This window comes from Microbacterium sp. W4I4 (genome assembly GCF_030816235.1).
Taxonomy (GTDB): Bacteria; Actinomycetota; Actinomycetes; order Actinomycetales; family Microbacteriaceae; genus Microbacterium.
In genome coordinates this window covers 216,844-233,068 of the sequence record NZ_JAUSXT010000001.1, presented here as the reverse complement: position 1 = coordinate 233,068, position 16,225 = coordinate 216,844, and the positions used below count along the sequence as shown (strand labels likewise).

Below are 16,225 nucleotides of genomic sequence, written 5' to 3'. Positions count from 1 at the left end.
GAGCATCATGTTCCCCGCTCATCCGCACGGATCGCACTCGCCATTCCGAGACGCGAAGCCAGCAGCACGGCGACGAGGATCGCGACCGCGGCGATGAGTGCGAATGCCGCGACCGCGATCAGCAGCCACACACCACCCAGGACCACAGGCGGCTGCACCGCTCCGCCGACGAAGGCCCGCAGGTCCAGCTGCGGGATCACCAGCTCGGCCATGGCGATGCCGACGCCTGTTCCGAACGGCAGCGACAGCAGCAGCGCCGGTGCGATCTCCCACGCCACCAGTCCGCCCGCGCCGCGCGGCGCGTGGCCCAGTGTCCGCAGGATCGCCAGCATGCGCGACCGGGAGGGAGCACCGAGCAGCAGGGTCGCGAGGACTCCCAGTGCCAGCAGAACCGCCACGAGGCCGCTCGCCGCGAGCAGGGTGTCCCGCACGACCTCGAACGATGGGTCCGCGGCGCGGGTGGCGGCGACCTGTGCGGGTATCTGGACGGTGACGTCCCCGCCGAGCGCGTCTGCGGCGGCCTTGCCCACGGCCGTCGGGTCGGCATCGGGCGAGAGCGCGAAGTACAGCTGCTGCAGCGTGATGTCCCGCACACCGAGTGCTTCCGCGTTGGCGTCGTCGACGATCAGCCACTGCTCGGCCGTGCCGAAGGGGATCTGCGACGGCGCACTCCCGACGATGTGGACCGGCTGTCTGGCGAGCGTGATCTGCGGGTCGTCGGAATCCTGAGTCCCCAGCAGGTCGAGCACCGTCTGGGAGACCACCACGGGCACCGCCGCGTCCGCGGGCCCGGAGAGGCCGACCGGCAGCGGGATCGCGCCCGGCACACCGCGTTGGACGGCGACGAACGCGTCCCGGTCGACCGTGTAGACCCGCACCTGTGCGGTTCTCGATCCCGCGGAGATCGACATCGTCGAGCCGCCGCCGCGACCGGCTGTGGCGGTCACCCCGTCGATCGAGCCGGCCTGTTCGGCCGCCGCGGCCCGGATGTACGGGGAGTCCACGCGCAGGTCGGCGCCGACCCCGACGGCGGCGGCGCGGTCGATGCCGTCGATGACGGTGGCGGAAAATCCGACGGCGAAGACGGCCACTCCCAGCCCGATCACGAGCCCGAGAACCGGCGCCGTGCGCACGACCGTGTCGCGACGGGCGCGCGCCGGCCCGAGCAGCGACGCGAGGGAGGCCCGCCGCCCTCCACGTCGTTCCGCGATCCGCAGCAGCACAGGCAGCAGGCGCAGGGTCAGGATGCTGCCGGAGATGCCGATCAGTACGAGCAGCGCCAGCAGCAGGGGGTCGGCACCGCCGCCACCGCCGCGCGTCAGCACGATCACGACGAGCACGGCCGTCACGACCAGGGTCAGGACCTCGAGCAGCATCCGGCGGCCACCCGCCCCGCCGGTCTTCTCTCCCAGATCCGCACGTCCGCTGCGCTCGGCCTCGGTCAGCGCACCCCAGGGCAGGGAGGCTGCGGGGACGGCGGCCAGCACCGCGGGGATCACCAGCGCCCACGCACCGGCCCAGCCCGTCACAGCCGCGGCCGCTCCCGCGCCGATCGCGGCGCCGAGCACGCCCAGAACGGCACCTTCCCCTCCCAGCAGGGCGACGAGGCGGGGGGCGGATGCTCCGCGCGCCCGGAGCACGCGGGTGGCCTCCACCCTGCGGACGGCGATCAGACGGCTCAGCAGGGCGAGAACGACCAGCGCGACGACGATCGGGCCGACCGCGGCGACGGTGACGACCGGCGTCATGGCATCCGCGCGTCCGATCCCCTCGTCGATCGACTGCGAGAGCAGGGAGCGGTACTGCAGTCCGCTGGGGAAGAACGGGGAGTCGCGCATCGGGATGATGACGGGATCGGCCGCCAGCAGCCGCAGCTGCTCGGCGGTCCTCTCCCCCGTGTCGTCATCGATGCCTCGGGTGTCGATCGGCATCCAGGACGTCACCTTGAAGTCGGCGACGTGGTCGGCGAGCTTCGCGGCCTCGTCCGCGTGCATGAAGGCCGCCGCGACGAGGATGCGGTTGCCGCTGCCGTCGACCTCGATCACGGGTGACGTCGATCCGGGGACGAAGCTCCAGTCGCCGCGGTCGACGTCCGTCGGCGCGAGGATGCCCGTCAGGGTGAGCCGGGCTCCGCCCCAGCGGCGCTCGGATCCCAACGGCCAGCTCAGCTGATCGGCGACGTTCTGGGTGAGCGCGATCTCGATGCCGGCAGACGGCTCGGTCAGGCGCGGGAGGCTGCCCTGCAGCAGTTCGGACCGGTGCAGCAGGCCTGGATCGGAGACGAGTCCGACCTTGTTCAGCGGCACGGCAGTGACGCGGTGGGGATCCTCGTCGATCGAGGCCGCCGGGCCGAGTGTCATCGCGATCCGTGGCGTGCCCAGCAGGCTGCGCAGCGGCTCGGGTTGCTCCTGCCGTTTCTGCTCCAGCGCGGCGAGGACTCCACCCCAGACGCCCGCATCGGCATCCGACGTCGCACCGGAGACGGGCAGGCCCGGCGCCGTCACGGCCGGCCAGCTGGACGCGTCGGACAGCGCATCCACGGCGCGGTGGATCGTCGCGGTGCGTCCGATCGACAGGAGCTGCGGGGCGGCGACTCCGAGGTAGGACAGCGCCGCGATCACCACGACCAGCAGCAGGGAGAGCCCCGGAGTCGTGGCCGGACCGCGGAACAACCGTGTCAGACCGCTCATGCGCCCGCCCCCAGGACGATGGGCAGCACGCTCGACGCCACGATGGCGCCCAGTGCGGCGCCGGCCAGCACGGCATACACGCCGACGGCCACCGTCTCGCCCATGCGCAGAGCGCGCTCACGCGAGTCGCGCAGTCCGAGCGCGAGCAGCACCCGCCGCTCGTCGCGGCGCGCCGCGGATGCCGTCGTCGACGCGGCGAGGAACCCGATGGCGCCCAGCACCGCGGCCAAGAGGGCGCCGGCGGTCAGAACGGCGGGTGCGACGGAGGTCACCGGTGCGGCGCTCACCTGCGGTGCGGTCAGGATGCGCACGGGGTGCGTCACCTGCGCGCGCAGCCGGCTCGCCGTGGCGGCGGGATCGCGACTGTCGAGCCAGAGCTCGTTGGCCGTGAGCTGCACCTCGACGATGCTCAGCTCCTCGGCCCCCGCGGCGACGGCCCATCCGTCGCCCACGCCGGGCAGCGTGTCGACGATCGTCGAGACCCGGATGTCCACCGGGTGGAGGACGAAGCGGATCTGTGCGGTGAACACCGTCCCCACCTTCGCGCCGAGACGGTCCGCCAGGCTGCGCGTGACCGTCGCGGGGATGCTGTCCCCGGCGACCGGCTGAGCAGTGCGGGCGGCGTCGGGCACGCCCGGCACTCCGGCGAGGAAGACGGCCTTCTCCGAACCCACGGTGAGCGGTGCGCGCAGCACCTCGGAGGCCCGTGTCACCCCGGCCCAGGTCGAGGCGACGTCAGCCGTCACATCCAGTGCGCCATCGGAGATCATCCGCACATCCGCACCGAGGACGGCGTCACGGGTGCGCTGCTCGGCAGCATCCGCGGACACCGGAGCCGTCACCGCGAACGCGACGGAGGCGGCGGCGAGGGCGAGGCACACGATCGCGATCGCTGTTCCGGACATCCGCCGGGCGATCTGCCGCACCGGCAGGATCGGCGCGATCCCCCTGGTGCGACGCAGCAGCCGCTCGGCCAGCGCGGCCAGGGGTGCGGCCGCCACCGGGGCGAGGGCGCAGGCCGCGATCAGCAGCAGCGCGGGCGCGACGGATGCGAGCGGTTCGGGTGAACCATCCGCCCGGAGGACGGAACCGGTGCTGAACAGCTGCCAGCCGGACAGCGCCGCCAGTCCGACGGCGATCCCGGCCGGAACGAGCAGCATCGTGAGCGAACGCGAGGCGTCGCTGCGCTGCGCACCTGGGCGCACGGCATCCGCACCGCCCGCGCTGCGGAGCGTGGACACCGCCGCGACGAGGATCGAGAACACCACGGCCGCCGCGGCGGTCACGAGTGCGAGCGCGCTGACGCCGACGAAGATCGCGAGAAGCAGGAGTGCGACCACTGCGCCCGCTGCGGCCAGCAGCGCGGTCTCCGCCATGGCCGTCCTCGTGAGGCGCCGCACGGATGCTCCCCGAGCGCGCAGCAGGGCGATCTCCTCACCACGGGCAGCCGACAGCGTGCTCAGGACGACGCCGAGCACGAGGGCGCCCAGCAGAGCGATGACCAGCAGCGGAGCGACCAGCAGACCGCGTGTGGCGGTGATGGCCGCGGTCTGACGATGCAGGGTGTCTTCCAGCGTCCCGAGGACGCGGGTGCCGTGCTGATTGTGCGGGTCGATCTGCAGCGGAAGCCCGCGCAGCGTCGTCATCGCCTGCTGCAGCAGCGGGATGTCGGCGATCCGCAGGTCGACCGGACGGATCTCCCAGATGGCCGTGGCTGCATCCCCTCGCTCCGCCAGCGCACCGGTCACGACCACGGCGGGGCCGACTGTGCCGTCGTCCTCACCCGAGGCGACAGCGGGATCGCCGTGCCAGGCGGGGTCGGCCGTGTCCTTCGCGGTCCAGGTTCCCACGAGGGTGGAGGCGGTGCCGTCGGCGAGCAGGACGTCGTCGCCGATGCCGATATGCAGTCGCTGCATCGCTGCATCCGGCAGGGCGATCTGTCCCTGCTCCTGCGGCCAGGAGCCCCCGGTGAGGTCGGCGAGATCGGAGATGCGGGGGTCGTCGAGCAGCCGGATGGCCGAGAAACCGTCGGTGGGCTGCGCCTTCGACCCCACTCCCAGGGTGAGGTCGATCGTGCTCGTGCGGGAGACGACCGTGTCGACGTCGGCGAACGCGGTCGCGATGTCCGCGCGCATCCGGGCATCCTGCGCGTCGACGTCAGCGGCGCCGTCGGCGAAGAGCAGGGCCGTACGGGCCTGCGGCTCGGCGTCGGTCAGCATGCGGTTCGCACCCGTGGCCAGCATCCGCTCGGCGACCGCGTCGATCCCGCCGATGCCGACGACGACCAGGGCCACGATGAGTGCGATCAGCGACAGCCTGCCGACATGGCGTCCGGCTCGCCTCGCTGCATACCTCATCGTCGTTCCATCATGCAGTACGACGCGGTCTCGCACTACGCTGGCTCGCGGAGCGCGGTGGAGGCAACGGTGTCGCAGAGCATGGCGGGTGCAGGATGACCGCGAAGGTCGACTTCAAGAGGTCCCTCGACTGCTACCGGGCGCCGCGGGACGATTTCCGTGTCGTCGACGTTCCGGATCTTCAGTACCTGATGATCGACGGGCATGGCGACCCGAACACCTCGCCGTCGTACTCGGACGCGCTCGCCGCCCTATATCCCGTCGCATACAGGCTCAAGTTCCTCAGCAAGACGGAGCTGGGACGCGACTACGTGGTCCCGCCGCTGGAGGGACTGTGGTGGGCGGAGGACATGGACAGCTTCACCGTCGCGCGTGACAAGTCGCAATGGGACTGGACGATGATGCTCCTGGTTCCGGACTGGCTCGACGACGCGCACGTCCGCGAAGCCGTCGACCGGGCCGTCGCGAAGAGCCGACCGGCTCGCCTCGACGACATCCGCGTGGAGACGCTGTCCGAGGGGCGGTGCGTGCAGACGCTGCACATCGGACCGTACGACGACGAGGCTCCGGTCCTGGAGCGCATGCATGGCGCGTTCATCCCGCACAACGATCTGCGCGTGACCGGACGGCACCACGAGATCTATCTCAGCGACGCCCGAAGGACCGCTCCCGAGAAGCTGCGCACGATCCTTCGGCAGCCTGTTACGGCGTCCTGATCGGACGGAGACGATGGTGGACCTGAGGGGATTCGAACCCCTGACCCCCTGCATGCCATGCAGGTGCGCTACCAACTGCGCCACAGGCCCATCTGCTGCCCGACCGGGGTCGCGGCAACCTGTAAAGCATACTACGGACGTTCGAGCCATCGCCAATCGGAGCCGGACGCCGGGAGTGTCGCACTCCGATCCCCGTCGGCTAGCGTGCACGGCCGTTGCCGTCAACCCGCTCCACGGTGATCGTCGTCGCGCGTAGCGTCGCAGCATCCGCCACGAGAGGAGCCGACCATGTCGAACCCCACACCCAACTTCCTGCCGCAGGACCCCGACGCCGACCCCGAGGTCGAGGCCGCGACACGCGAGGTCGACGGAGAGCGCGTGCTCGACCCCGACATCGACGCGGATCGCGTCGACAGTGCGGCCGCCGACCGGCTGGCCGCAGGAGTCGATGACGATGCGGATGTCGAAGACGTCCCCGCCGGCGGCGCAGGCGCCGACAGCGGCGCTGCCGACACGGTCCAGGTCGACCCTGCGGACGAGGCCGCCATCCCCGACATCTCGGAGACCAACGACGAAGCCGGAGTCGGAACCCGTCGCCCCGACGGCGAGTCGAGCGGGGCTACTCCCCCGCCACCCGCTCCGTGAGCTCGATCGGGAGGACCGGGCAGTCCTTCCAGAGCCGCTCGAGCCCGTAGTAGACGCGCTCCTCGGCGTGGAAGACGTGCACGATGAGGTCGCCGAAGTCCAGCAGGACCCAGCGGGCCTCGGCGCGGCCCTCACGGCGCACGCGCTTGTGGCCGGCCTCGAAGAGCTTGTCCTCGATCTCATCGGCGATGGCGGCGACATTGCGCTCGCTGTTTCCGGTGACGAGCAGGAACACGTCGACCAACGGCAGCGGTTCGGAGACGTTCAGAGCGACGAGGTCCTCGCCGCCCTTCGAATCGGCCGCGTCAGCGGCGATCCGAAGCATCTCTACAGCGTTCTCAGGGGATTGCATCAACCGAAGACTCCAGTGGTGGCGGCGATGATCAGCGTGGCGGCCAGCGCGAGCGCGAGTCCGCCGGCGACGATCGCCAGAGTGAGCATGAGTTTGTTGCCCTTGTCGGGCACCGGCGGTCGGATGACCTCGCCGGCAGATTTGGATGTGCTGATCGCAGAGCTGGCAGCGATCGGCGTGGGAGAGGAAGCGGGCGCGAGCTCGCCGTCCAGAAGCACGGCGTCGGCATCCCTGCCGTCTGCCGTGCCGTGCGCGTGACCCTGTGAGCCGATCCCGTCGGGAAGCGAATAGGTTCCGGTGATCAGCAGCTCACCGGTCGATGCGATGGGCCCCGAGAGGGATCCGGCACCTGCCGAGGGGGTGAAGATCAGGGCGGTGGAGGCGGAGTGATGAGATCCGGAGGAGGACCGGCCGTCGAGCAGGTCGTCGAACAGGGCGCCGACGGGCTTCTCGGGCTTGACCCCCAGGCCGAACGCCGCACCGACCACAGGGCGCTCCGCGGTGACGACCTCGAGCTCGTCCGCCTCGTCGTCCGACTCCCCCGATTCGATCTCGGCCGCCGCGGGGTCGACGGACTGGGCGTCGTCTTCCACGGGTGCGTCGAAGATCGCCGCGACCTGATCGCGATCGGAGGATCCGGGCTCGACCTCGGGCTCTGCTGCAACGTCGGTCTCGGATTCCGGGTCGGAACCTTCCCCATCGGCCTCGTCATCAGCGGCGTCTGAGGCATCGAAGCGCGGCACCTCTGCCGTCGCCGGCACCTGCTCGAACGCGGGAACGCCGGAGACGAGCTCCCCGGGAAGCTGCTGCTCCTCGGCCGGATCCTCTGACTCGACAGCCTCGGACTCCACGACCTCGGGCTCGACGGCCTCGTCGTTGTCGTCGGCGACGGGATGGGCATGTTCCAGGGCGCGCATCTGACGACGGGTCAGCGGGGCATCCGCTTCCTTCGCCTCGATGTCGAGAACGGGAGCGATCTCCACAGGCTCGGCGGCGCGCGGAAGCACGGCCGCCGGCTGCGACGCAGCAGCGGCCTCCGCTTCCGTGATGACCGGTGTCGAACCGGTCAGGCGGATCTCACGCAGCTGCTTGCGCGTGAGCTGATGCTGTCCGTCCTGATCCGATGTTGTCATGCCTTGCTCCGATACAGATGATGCTTTGCGATGTACTGGACGACCCCGTCCGGCACCAGATACCAGACCGGTTGTCCGTCCGCGACCCGCTCCCGACAAGCGGTGGATGAGATCGTCAATGCGGGAACCTCGAGCTGACTCACCTTGTCCGAGGGCAGTCCGTCAGTGCTCAGTACGTGGCCGGGTCGGGAGACGGCGACGAAATGGGCGAGTTCCCAGAGTTCATCATGGTCCCTCCAGCTGACAATCTGCGCAACGGCATCCGCACCGGTGATGAAGAACAGGTCCGCGTCGGGACGCTCCTTCTTCAGATCACGGAGCGTGTCGATCGTGTACGTCGGCCCGTCGCGGTCGATGTCGACGCGGCTGACGGTGAAGCCGGGGTTCGAGGCGGTGGCGATGACCGTCATCAGATATCGGTGCTCACCGGGCGACACGTTCTCCTTCTGCCACGGTTCGCCCGTGGGCACGAAGACGACCTCATCGAGATCGAAGGAATGCGCCACCTCACTGGCGGCGACCAGGTGACCGTGGTGGATGGGGTCGAACGTGCCACCCATCACGCCGATGCGCGGTGCCCGAGAGGTGGAATCCTGCATGCGCGCCTAGTGGCCGTGGCCGTCCCTGCCGTGCTTCTCGGCGTATGCCTCGGCCTTCGCCGAGTGGCGGTTGGCGACGTTGCGGTACGACAGCGTCACCAGTGCCAGCAGCGCGAAGGCGCCGGCGGCGAGGAGTCCGAAGATCAGCGTCTCGGCCGCCACGTTGCCGTGGTGCTCGGCTTCCGCTGCGGCCATCGCGATCTGAGCGACGAGGTTCATTCTGGCTCCGTTTCTGAGCGGTCAAGCAAACGCCTCACCAGTCTAGTCCTCAACCCCGCGTCTGACCTGACCCGCGAGCCAGCCATTTCGTGCTGGTCAGCTCCGAAACACCCATCGGCCCGCGGGCGTGCAGCTTCTGCGTCGAGATGCCGACCTCCGCGCCGAAGCCGAACTCGCCGCCGTCCGTGAACCGGGTGGAGGCGTTGGCCATCACCACGGCCGAGTCGACCTCGGCGAGGAAGCGCTCGGCGTTGCGGGAATCGGTCGTGATGATCGACTCGGTGTGGCCGGTGCTGTACCGGCGGATGTGCGCGAGCGCGTCGTCGAGAGTGTCGACGACCTTCATGGAGATGTCCAGGCTGAGGTACTCGGTCGACCAGTCCTCCTCCGTTGCGGGGATGACGTTCGAGACGAGACCGGCGACCATGTCGTCACCGTGGATGGCGACGCCCTCGCTCTGCAGGGCGCTGGCGACGATGGGGACGAGCAGGGGTGCGGCCTGGCGCAGCACCAGCACGGTCTCCACCGCGTTGCAGACGCTCGGACGCTGGATCTTGGCGTTCACGACGATGTCACGAGCCCAGTCCACCGGTGCCGACTCGTCCAGCACGATGTGCACGACGCCGGCTCCCGTCTCGATCACCGGGACGGTGGACTCGGTGACGACGGTCTCGATGAGCGAAGCGCTGCCGCGCGGCACGAGCACATCGACGAGGCCGCGGCCGTGCATGAGCGCCCGCGCCCCGTCGCGCCCGAAGTCGTCGACGGTCTGGATCGCCTCCCGATCGATTCCGACGGATTCCAGCGCTGAACGCATGATCTCGACGAGCACGGTGTTGGACGAACGGGCGGCACTGCCTCCGCGCAGGACCACGGCGTTGCCCGATCGCAGTGCGAGCGCGGCGATGTCGACGGTGACGTTGGGTCGGGCCTCGTAGATGGCTCCGACCACGCCGAAGGGGACGCGCACCTTCTCGAGGGTGACGCCGTTCGGCATCCGATGCCCGCCCAGAACCTGCCCGATCGGGTCGGGAAGCAGGGCGACGTCGCGCACGGCGGATGCCAGGGAAGCCACGCGCACGTCGTCCAGACGCAGTCTGTCGATGAGCGCGTCGCCGATGCCCGACTCGCGTCCGCGCTCGATGTCGAGCACGTTGGCCGCGACGATCCGCTCGACGTTCGCATCGATCGCGGTGGCGATCGCCTGCAGCGCTCCGGTGCGCCCGCTGCTGGTGAGCTGCGCGATCGACCGTGACGCGTCCTTCGCCCTGACGAGCCGGTCCTCCGGCTTCTCCGCGGAATCGGAGGGCACGGCGGACGGATCTACGACAGGGGTGCTCATCCGGTCAGTTTATCGGCGCGCGAGGCTGCCGGCGCCCTGCGTGACCTCGGAGTATCAGTCGGTGACGGCGGGCTCGAACCAGGTGCCGATCGCGGCGCCCTCGAGCGCCCGTCCGACCAGATCGGCGCTGGTCACGAGCACTCCGATTCCGGTGGCAGCTGCCATGCGCGCCGCCGAGACCTTGGTAGCCGCTCCCCCGGTGCCCACGCTGTTGACGACCGACGCTCCGAACTCCAGGCCGCTGAGGTCCGCATCGGCCGCCACGCGGTCGATCGGCTCCGCCGTCGGGTCGGTCGGCGGCTTCGTGTACAGCGAGTCGACGTCGCTGAGCAGCACCAGCGCGTCCGCGTGCAGCAGCTGAGCCACCAGCGCGGCCAGTCGGTCATTGTCGCCGAAGCGGATCTCCTGCGTCGCCACGGTGTCGTTCTCGTTGACGATCGGCAGCACGCCCAGCGCCAGCATCCGGTCCATCGCCCGCCGCGCATTGCTGCGCGACGTCGAGTTCTCCAGGTCGCCCGTCGTGAGCAGCACCTGACCCGCGACGATGCGGAACGGACGCAGCGCCTCCTGATAGCGGAACACCAGCATGTTCTGGCCGACGGCCGCAGCCGCCTGCTGGGTCGCGAGGTCGGTCGGACGCGAGTCGAGCGCGAGCACCGGGATGCCGGTGGCGATCGCCCCCGATGAGACGAGAATGATCTCCGCACCGCGGCGATGCGCGGCCGACAGCGCCTGCACGATCATCGGGATGCGCCAGGAGGCCTCACCGCTGATCGAGGACGATCCGACCTTGACGACGATGCGGGCGGCGGATGCCAGATCCGCGCGATGCAGCGCCGTCACTCCTCGCCCTCGCGGGATGCCAGGCGCTGCTCCTCCAGTTCGGCGCGGGCGGCCGCCTTGGCGTCCATCCGCTCGTAGTAGCGCTCGCGGCGCTCGCTGGTCGTGCGGCGGCTGCTTCCGCCGATGCGGATGTCGGTGCCTCGCGGCGAGGACATCAGCTCTGCCGTGGATGCGATCGAGGGCTCCCAGTCGAACACGACGCTGTTGTCGCCGGTTCCGATCATGACCGTGGAGCCCGGCTCGGCGCCGGCCTTGAGCAGGGCGTCCTCGACGCCGAGTCGCTCCAGGCGGTCGCCGAGGTACCCGACGGCCTCTTCGTTCTGGAAGTCGGTCTGCTGCACCCAGCGCACCGGCTTCTCGCCGAGAACGCGGTACACGTTGCCGTAGGTGCCGCCCTCGACCCGGATCGTGAACTGCTCGCGGGACTGCCGCGGGCGGATGACGATGCGCTCGGCGGGGACCTCGACGGCTGCGGCCTTGCGGTACTCGTCCACGAGCTCGCCGAGAGCGAAGCTCAGCGCGCGCAGACCCTCGCGCGCGGTCGCGGAGATCTCGAACACGCGGAAGCCGCGCGCCTCGAGCTCAGGGCGCACCATCTCTGCGAGATCGCGCGCCTCCGGGACATCCACCTTGTTCAGGGCGACCAGCTGCGGCCGCTCGAGCAGGGGCGTCTGCCCCTCGGGCACCTCGTAGGCGCCGAGCTCGGCGAGGATGACGTCCAGGTCGGACAGCGGGTCGCGTCCGGGCTCCAGGGTCGCGCAGTCCAGCACGTGCAGCAGGGCGCTGCAGCGCTCGACGTGACGCAGGAACTCCAGCCCGAGCCCCTTGCCCTCGCTGGCGCCCTCGATCAGACCAGGGACGTCGGCGACCGTGTAACGGCTCTCGCCGGCCTGCACGACTCCGAGGTTGGGGTGCAGTGTGGTGAAGGGGTAGTCGGCGATCTTCGGGCGTGCGGCCGACATGGCGGCGATCAGGCTGGACTTGCCCGCAGAGGGGAAGCCCACCAGCGCCACATCGGCGACGGTCTTCAACTCGAGTTGGATGGAGGTCTCGACGCCGGGTGTTCCCAGCAGGGCGAAGCCCGGAGCCTTGCGCTTCGGCGAGGAGAGCGAGGCGTTGCCCAGGCCTCCGCGACCGCCCTCGGCGACCACGAAGCGCTCCCCCGGGGTGAGCATGTCGTGCAGGACCTCGCCGTCCTCGGTCTTCACGACGGTGCCCAGTGGCACGGGGAGCTCCAGCGTCTCGCCGTCAGCACCCGACCGGTGATCACCCATGCCGGGGCCGCCGTTGCCGCTGCTGCGGTGCGGCGAGTGATGGTACGACAGCAGTGTCGTCACCTGCTGGTCGGCGACCAGCACGATGTCGCCGGCGTCGCCGCCCTTGCCGCCGTCAGGACCGCCGAGAGGCTTGAACTTCTCACGGTGGACCGAGACGCAGCCGTTGCCGCCCTTGCCCGCACGCAGATGCAGGGTGACGGTGTCGACGAAGGTGACCATTTCGCTGCTCCTGGTGGTTCGGGGCCTGAGCGCGGCCGAGGGATGTGCGGATACGCAGACGGGGCGAGCCGAAGCCCGCCCCGTCTCGAGAGAACTGCTGCTTACTGAGCGGCAGCGACGATGTTGACGACCTTGCGGCCGCCCTTGGTGCCGAACTGCACGGCGCCCGCCTCAAGAGCGAACAGCGTGTCGTCACCGCCACGGCCGACGCCTGCGCCGGGGTGGAAGTGGGTGCCGCGCTGACGGACGAGGATCTCGCCGGCGTTGACGGCCTGGCCGCCGAAGCGCTTCACTCCGAGTCGCTGTGCGTTGGAGTCACGACCGTTGCGGGTCGAGCTCGCGCCCTTCTTATGTGCCATGTCTGAGCCTCTTCCGTGCTTACTTGATGCCGGTGATCTTGACGCGCGTGAGGTCCTGACGGTGACCCTGGCGCTTCTTGTAACCGGTCTTGTTCTTGAACTTCTGGATGATGATCTTCGGGCCGCGGAGGTTGCCGATGACCTCTGCCGTGACCGTGACCTTCGCCAGCTTGTCGGCGTCGGTGGTCACCGTGGTGCCGTCGACGAGAAGCACGGCGGGAAGCTCGATCTTCTCACCCTGAGCAGCCTGAACACGATCGAGCTGAACGATCGTGCCGACCTCTACCTTCTCCTGCCGGCCACCGGCGCGCACTACTGCGTAAACCACTTCATACCTGTTTCGTTGGGGAGCGGATCGCTCCGGGAATCTCACGGGAAGACTGTCGCTTGCGTACATCGCCCGAGCGACGGGTGCAGACGCAAGGCTTCTCCTGCGACTCGAAAAGCCGACAGGGGTCTCGCACCAAAGGACAACTTTACCGGATGGGAGCCGATGCCGCAAAGCGAGACCGCGGGCGTGTCACGCCGTAGGCTCGCAGCATGACCGTTCTCGTCGATGACCCCGCCTGGCCGGCGCACGGACGACTGTGGTCGCACCTGATCAGCGATGAGAGTCTGGACGAGCTGCACGCCTTCGCGGCGGCCAACGACATCCCCCGCCGAGCCTTCGACCTCGACCACTACGACGTGCCTGCGGACGCGCTGGTGAGACTCGTCGCCTCCGGTGCGGTGCATGTCGGAGGCAAGGAGCTCACCAGGCGTCTGATCGCCTCAGGACTGCGCGTCCGAGCCCGAGACAGGCTCTGACGACTCGCTGATCGCCGCCGGCGAAGCGGTCAGCATCGCCGTCGTCACCCGGCGACGGTTGCGACCGTGACCGGGAGCCTTGGGCTCGGGAAGCGCGTCCAGCACGGAGTCGAGCAGCTGCTCGGCCTCGCTGCGCGGCCCCTTGCGCTCACCGCCGCGCTTCCTGCGCGACTTCTTCGGACGCTCGGCCGCAGCCGGCGCCTGGGCCGGGGCGGGAACCGTGGGAACATCGGCGGCATCGGTGGGGTGCTCACCGGTCGCCGGGACGATGGTGGATGCCGCGATCACGGCCAGTGCCGATTTCGCACCCTCGGTGATGCTGTGCGTGCCTGTGCCGGCCGGAGCCTGCTGGGGCGCGGACTGCTGGCCCGACTGCTGCGGGGAGGACGAGCCGCGCGAGCGACGTCCCTGGCTGCTCGTGGAGCTTGGACGGTGCTTCGCGACCGGGTCGTGGTGCACGACCACGCCACGACCCGCGCAGACCTCGCACGGCTCGCTGAAGGTCTCGAGCAGGCCGAGGCCGATCTTCTTGCGCGTCATCTGCACGAGTCCCAGCGAGGTGACCTCGGCGACCTGGTGCTTCGTGCGGTCGCGGCTCAGGCACTCGATCAGGCGACGCAGCACGAGGTCGCGGTTCGACTCGAGCACCATGTCGATGAAGTCGACGACGATGATGCCGCCGATGTCGCGCAGACGCAGCTGTCGGACGATCTCCTCGGCGGCCTCGAGGTTGTTCTTGGTGACGGTCTCCTCGAGGTTTCCGCCGGAGCCGACGAACTTGCCGGTGTTGACGTCGACGACCGTCATGGCCTCGGTGCGGTCGATGACCAGCGATCCACCGGAGGGCAGCCACACCTTGCGGTCCAGCGCCTTCTCGATCTGCTCGGTGATGCGGTACGCATCGAAGGGATCGACGTCATCCGTGTACGTCTCCACGCGCTCGAGCAGGTCGGGAGCGACGCTCTCGAGGTAGGCGGTGATCGTGCTGTGCTCGTCGTCGCCCTGGATCATCATCCGGGTGAAGTCCTCGTTGAAGACGTCTCGGACGATCTTGACCAGCAGGTCGGGCTCGGCGTGCAGCAGGGTCGCACCCTGAGCGGACTTCACGAGCTTCTGGATGTGCTCCCACTGCGAAGTGAGGCGCTGCACATCGCGGGTCAGCTGCTCCTCGGTGGCGCCCTCGGCCGCGGTGCGGACGATCACGCCGGAGGACTCCGGCAGCACCTCCTTGAGGATGCGCTTCAGACGTGCGCGCTCGTTGTCGGGCAGCTTTCGCGAAATGCCGTTCATCGAGCCGCCGGGCACGTACACGAGGTAGCGACCCGGCAGCGAGATCTGGCTGGTCAGGCGGGCGCCCTTGTGACCGACCGGGTCCTTGGTGACCTGCACCAGCACACGGTCGCCGGGCTTGAGCGCGAGCTCGATGCGACGCGGCTGGTTGCCGGTCTCGACGCCGTCCCAGTCGACCTCGCCGGAGTAGAGCACGGCGTTGCGGCCACGTCCGATGTCGACGAACGCGGCCTCCATGCTGGGAAGCACGTTCTGCACGCGACCGAGGTACACGTTGCCGATCAGAGACGCGTCCTGGTTGCGGGCGACGTAGTGCTCGACGAGCACGTTGTCCTCGACGACGCCGATCTGGGTGCGGCCGTTCTTGGCCCGCACGACCATCATCCGGTCGACGGCCTCGCGACGGGCGAGGAATTCCGCCTCGGTGACGACGGGGCGACGCCTGCCGGCATCCCGGCCGTCGCGTCGGCGCTGCTTCTTCGCCTCGAGACGGGTCGAGCCCTTGATCGCCTTCGGTTCGGTGATGTACTCGACCGTGCGCTGGCGCTGACGCGGCTCCTCACGGGTGTCGTCGCCGTCCGATCCGCGACGGCGACGGCCGCCGCGGCGCGAGAAGGCGGAGCCGCGGTCGTCCTCGTCGCGGTCGTCCTCGTCGTCACGACGGGTGGATGCCGGAAGCGGGAGGATCTCGGGCGCATGGAAGTGCAGCAGAGTGGAGACCTTCGAGACGAACACCTCGGGGATCAGCCCCAGGCTCACCGCGGTCACCGGCTTCGGCTCCTCGGGCTCCGCAGGCGTCTCGGGCTCCGCAGGCGTCTCGGGCTCCGCGACGACCTCAGGCTCGTCCGCCGCTGCAGCAGGCTCTTCGGTCTGCTCGGCGTCCTCAGAGCCGGGGACGACCTGGGCTCCGGGCTCGACCTCGGCAGGAGCCTCAGACACCTGGGAGGTCTCGTCGGCCGGTGCTGTCGCGTCTGCCGGAGCATCCGCCGCATCCGACTCGGTCTCGATCCCTGGCGTGTCCACGACGGAATCCGCGACGGCGGAGTCCTCTGCTACCGGCTGCGCCGGCGTCGTGTCGAAGGTAGGGGTGGTCTTGTCATCATTATCAACGGCCATCTCTGGCTTACTCCCTGCGCGGACACTGGGTGCCGCGGAAACTCGTGCGGCGATACTGCAACCGCGAACTCAATCGGCGTGCGATCTGCTCAAAGGCCAGATCGCGTGGGGCGTATGTCCCCGAAGTCTTGACGATGCGACCGCGAACGCTCGCGATGTCATCTCGAGCCATTATCGCACCTTGCGGCGATGCCGGTGGCATCCTTGTCGCGACGCGCGCGTCGGACTCCCGTCAAGCGCATAGCCGGCGCTGGGATAATC

At 69.6% G+C, this 16,225-nt stretch carries 15 protein-coding genes and 1 tRNA gene; 3 read left to right on the top strand and 13 right to left on the bottom strand.

Annotation, left to right across the window (positions count from 1 at the left end; genetic code table 11):
• Positions 1-5 precede the first annotated feature (5 nt).
• Positions 6-2,690 (bottom strand): FtsX-like permease family protein, encoded by a 2,685-nt coding sequence (locus tag QF046_RS01150; protein WP_307365355.1) that lies wholly within the window; start codon positions 2,688-2,690, stop codon positions 6-8.
• Complete coding sequence (locus QF046_RS01145; RefSeq protein ID WP_307365353.1) at positions 2,687-5,047, bottom strand: FtsX-like permease family protein; 2,361 nt, start codon at positions 5,045-5,047, stop codon at positions 2,687-2,689. The genes QF046_RS01150 and QF046_RS01145 overlap by 4 nt, the downstream gene beginning before the upstream one ends.
• Positions 5,048-5,142: 95 nt before the next feature.
• On the opposite strand from QF046_RS01145, the gene QF046_RS01140 reads away from it, so the two are divergent.
• On the top strand, positions 5,143-5,763 hold the full coding sequence (locus QF046_RS01140) for a GyrI-like domain-containing protein (protein ID WP_307365351.1): 621 nt from the start codon (positions 5,143-5,145) through the stop codon (positions 5,761-5,763).
• Positions 5,764-5,777: 14 nt separating this feature from the next.
• Here the strand turns inward: QF046_RS01140 and QF046_RS01135 are convergent.
• Positions 5,778-5,853 (bottom strand) — tRNA-Ala (locus tag QF046_RS01135).
• A gap of 198 nt (positions 5,854-6,051) precedes the next feature.
• Between QF046_RS01135 and QF046_RS01130 the strand changes: the two genes are divergently transcribed.
• Positions 6,052-6,408 (top strand): hypothetical protein, encoded by a 357-nt coding sequence (locus QF046_RS01130; protein WP_307365349.1) that lies wholly within the window; start codon positions 6,052-6,054, stop codon positions 6,406-6,408.
• On the opposite strand, the gene rsfS is transcribed toward QF046_RS01130, so the two are convergent.
• The 9 genes from rsfS to rplU all read right to left on the bottom strand — a co-directional run bounded on the left by rsfS (position 6,383) and on the right by rplU (position 13,079).
• On the bottom strand, positions 6,383-6,760 hold the full coding sequence (gene rsfS / locus QF046_RS01125; protein WP_307365347.1) for a ribosome silencing factor: 378 nt from the start codon (positions 6,758-6,760) through the stop codon (positions 6,383-6,385). The genes QF046_RS01130 and rsfS overlap by 26 nt on opposite strands.
• Positions 6,760-7,893: a hypothetical protein gene (locus tag QF046_RS01120; protein WP_307365345.1), complete on the bottom strand. Its 1,134-nt coding sequence runs from the start codon at positions 7,891-7,893 to the stop codon at positions 6,760-6,762. The genes rsfS and QF046_RS01120 overlap by 1 nt, the downstream gene beginning before the upstream one ends.
• Entirely contained in the window at positions 7,890-8,492 is a 603-nt protein-coding gene (gene nadD, locus QF046_RS01115) for a nicotinate-nucleotide adenylyltransferase (RefSeq protein ID WP_307365343.1), read from the bottom strand. Before nadD ends, QF046_RS01120 begins: the two co-directional genes overlap by 4 nt.
• A gap of 6 nt (positions 8,493-8,498) precedes the next feature.
• Positions 8,499-8,711, bottom strand: coding sequence for a hypothetical protein (locus tag QF046_RS01110; RefSeq protein WP_307365341.1), 213 nt, complete (start codon positions 8,709-8,711; stop codon positions 8,499-8,501).
• 49 nt (positions 8,712-8,760) lie between these two features.
• Positions 8,761-10,053, bottom strand: a complete 1,293-nt coding sequence (locus QF046_RS01105; protein WP_307365339.1) for a glutamate-5-semialdehyde dehydrogenase — start codon at positions 10,051-10,053, stop codon at positions 8,761-8,763.
• A gap of 54 nt (positions 10,054-10,107) precedes the next feature.
• On the bottom strand, positions 10,108-10,896 hold the full coding sequence (gene proB, locus QF046_RS01100; protein WP_307365337.1) for a glutamate 5-kinase: 789 nt from the start codon (positions 10,894-10,896) through the stop codon (positions 10,108-10,110).
• Complete coding sequence (obgE, locus tag QF046_RS01095; protein WP_307365335.1) at positions 10,893-12,392, bottom strand: GTPase ObgE; 1,500 nt, start codon at positions 12,390-12,392, stop codon at positions 10,893-10,895. Before obgE ends, proB begins: the two co-directional genes overlap by 4 nt.
• A 101-nt stretch (positions 12,393-12,493) precedes the next feature.
• Complete coding sequence (gene rpmA, locus QF046_RS01090) at positions 12,494-12,751, bottom strand: 50S ribosomal protein L27 (protein ID WP_307365333.1); 258 nt, start codon at positions 12,749-12,751, stop codon at positions 12,494-12,496.
• Positions 12,752-12,770: 19 nt separating this feature from the next.
• The gene (gene rplU / locus QF046_RS01085; protein WP_307365331.1) at positions 12,771-13,079 is read right to left on the bottom strand and encodes a 50S ribosomal protein L21; all 309 of its coding nucleotides are present in this window, start codon (positions 13,077-13,079) and stop codon (positions 12,771-12,773) included.
• A gap of 212 nt (positions 13,080-13,291) precedes the next feature.
• Between rplU and QF046_RS01080 the strand changes: the two genes are divergently transcribed.
• Complete coding sequence (locus QF046_RS01080; RefSeq protein WP_307365329.1) at positions 13,292-13,558, top strand: DUF4031 domain-containing protein; 267 nt, start codon at positions 13,292-13,294, stop codon at positions 13,556-13,558.
• Here QF046_RS01080 and QF046_RS01075 read toward each other — a convergent pair.
• The gene (locus tag QF046_RS01075) at positions 13,523-15,964 is read right to left on the bottom strand and encodes an Rne/Rng family ribonuclease (RefSeq protein WP_307365327.1); all 2,442 of its coding nucleotides are present in this window, start codon (positions 15,962-15,964) and stop codon (positions 13,523-13,525) included. The genes QF046_RS01080 and QF046_RS01075 overlap by 36 nt on opposite strands.
• Positions 15,965-16,225 lie beyond the last annotated feature (261 nt).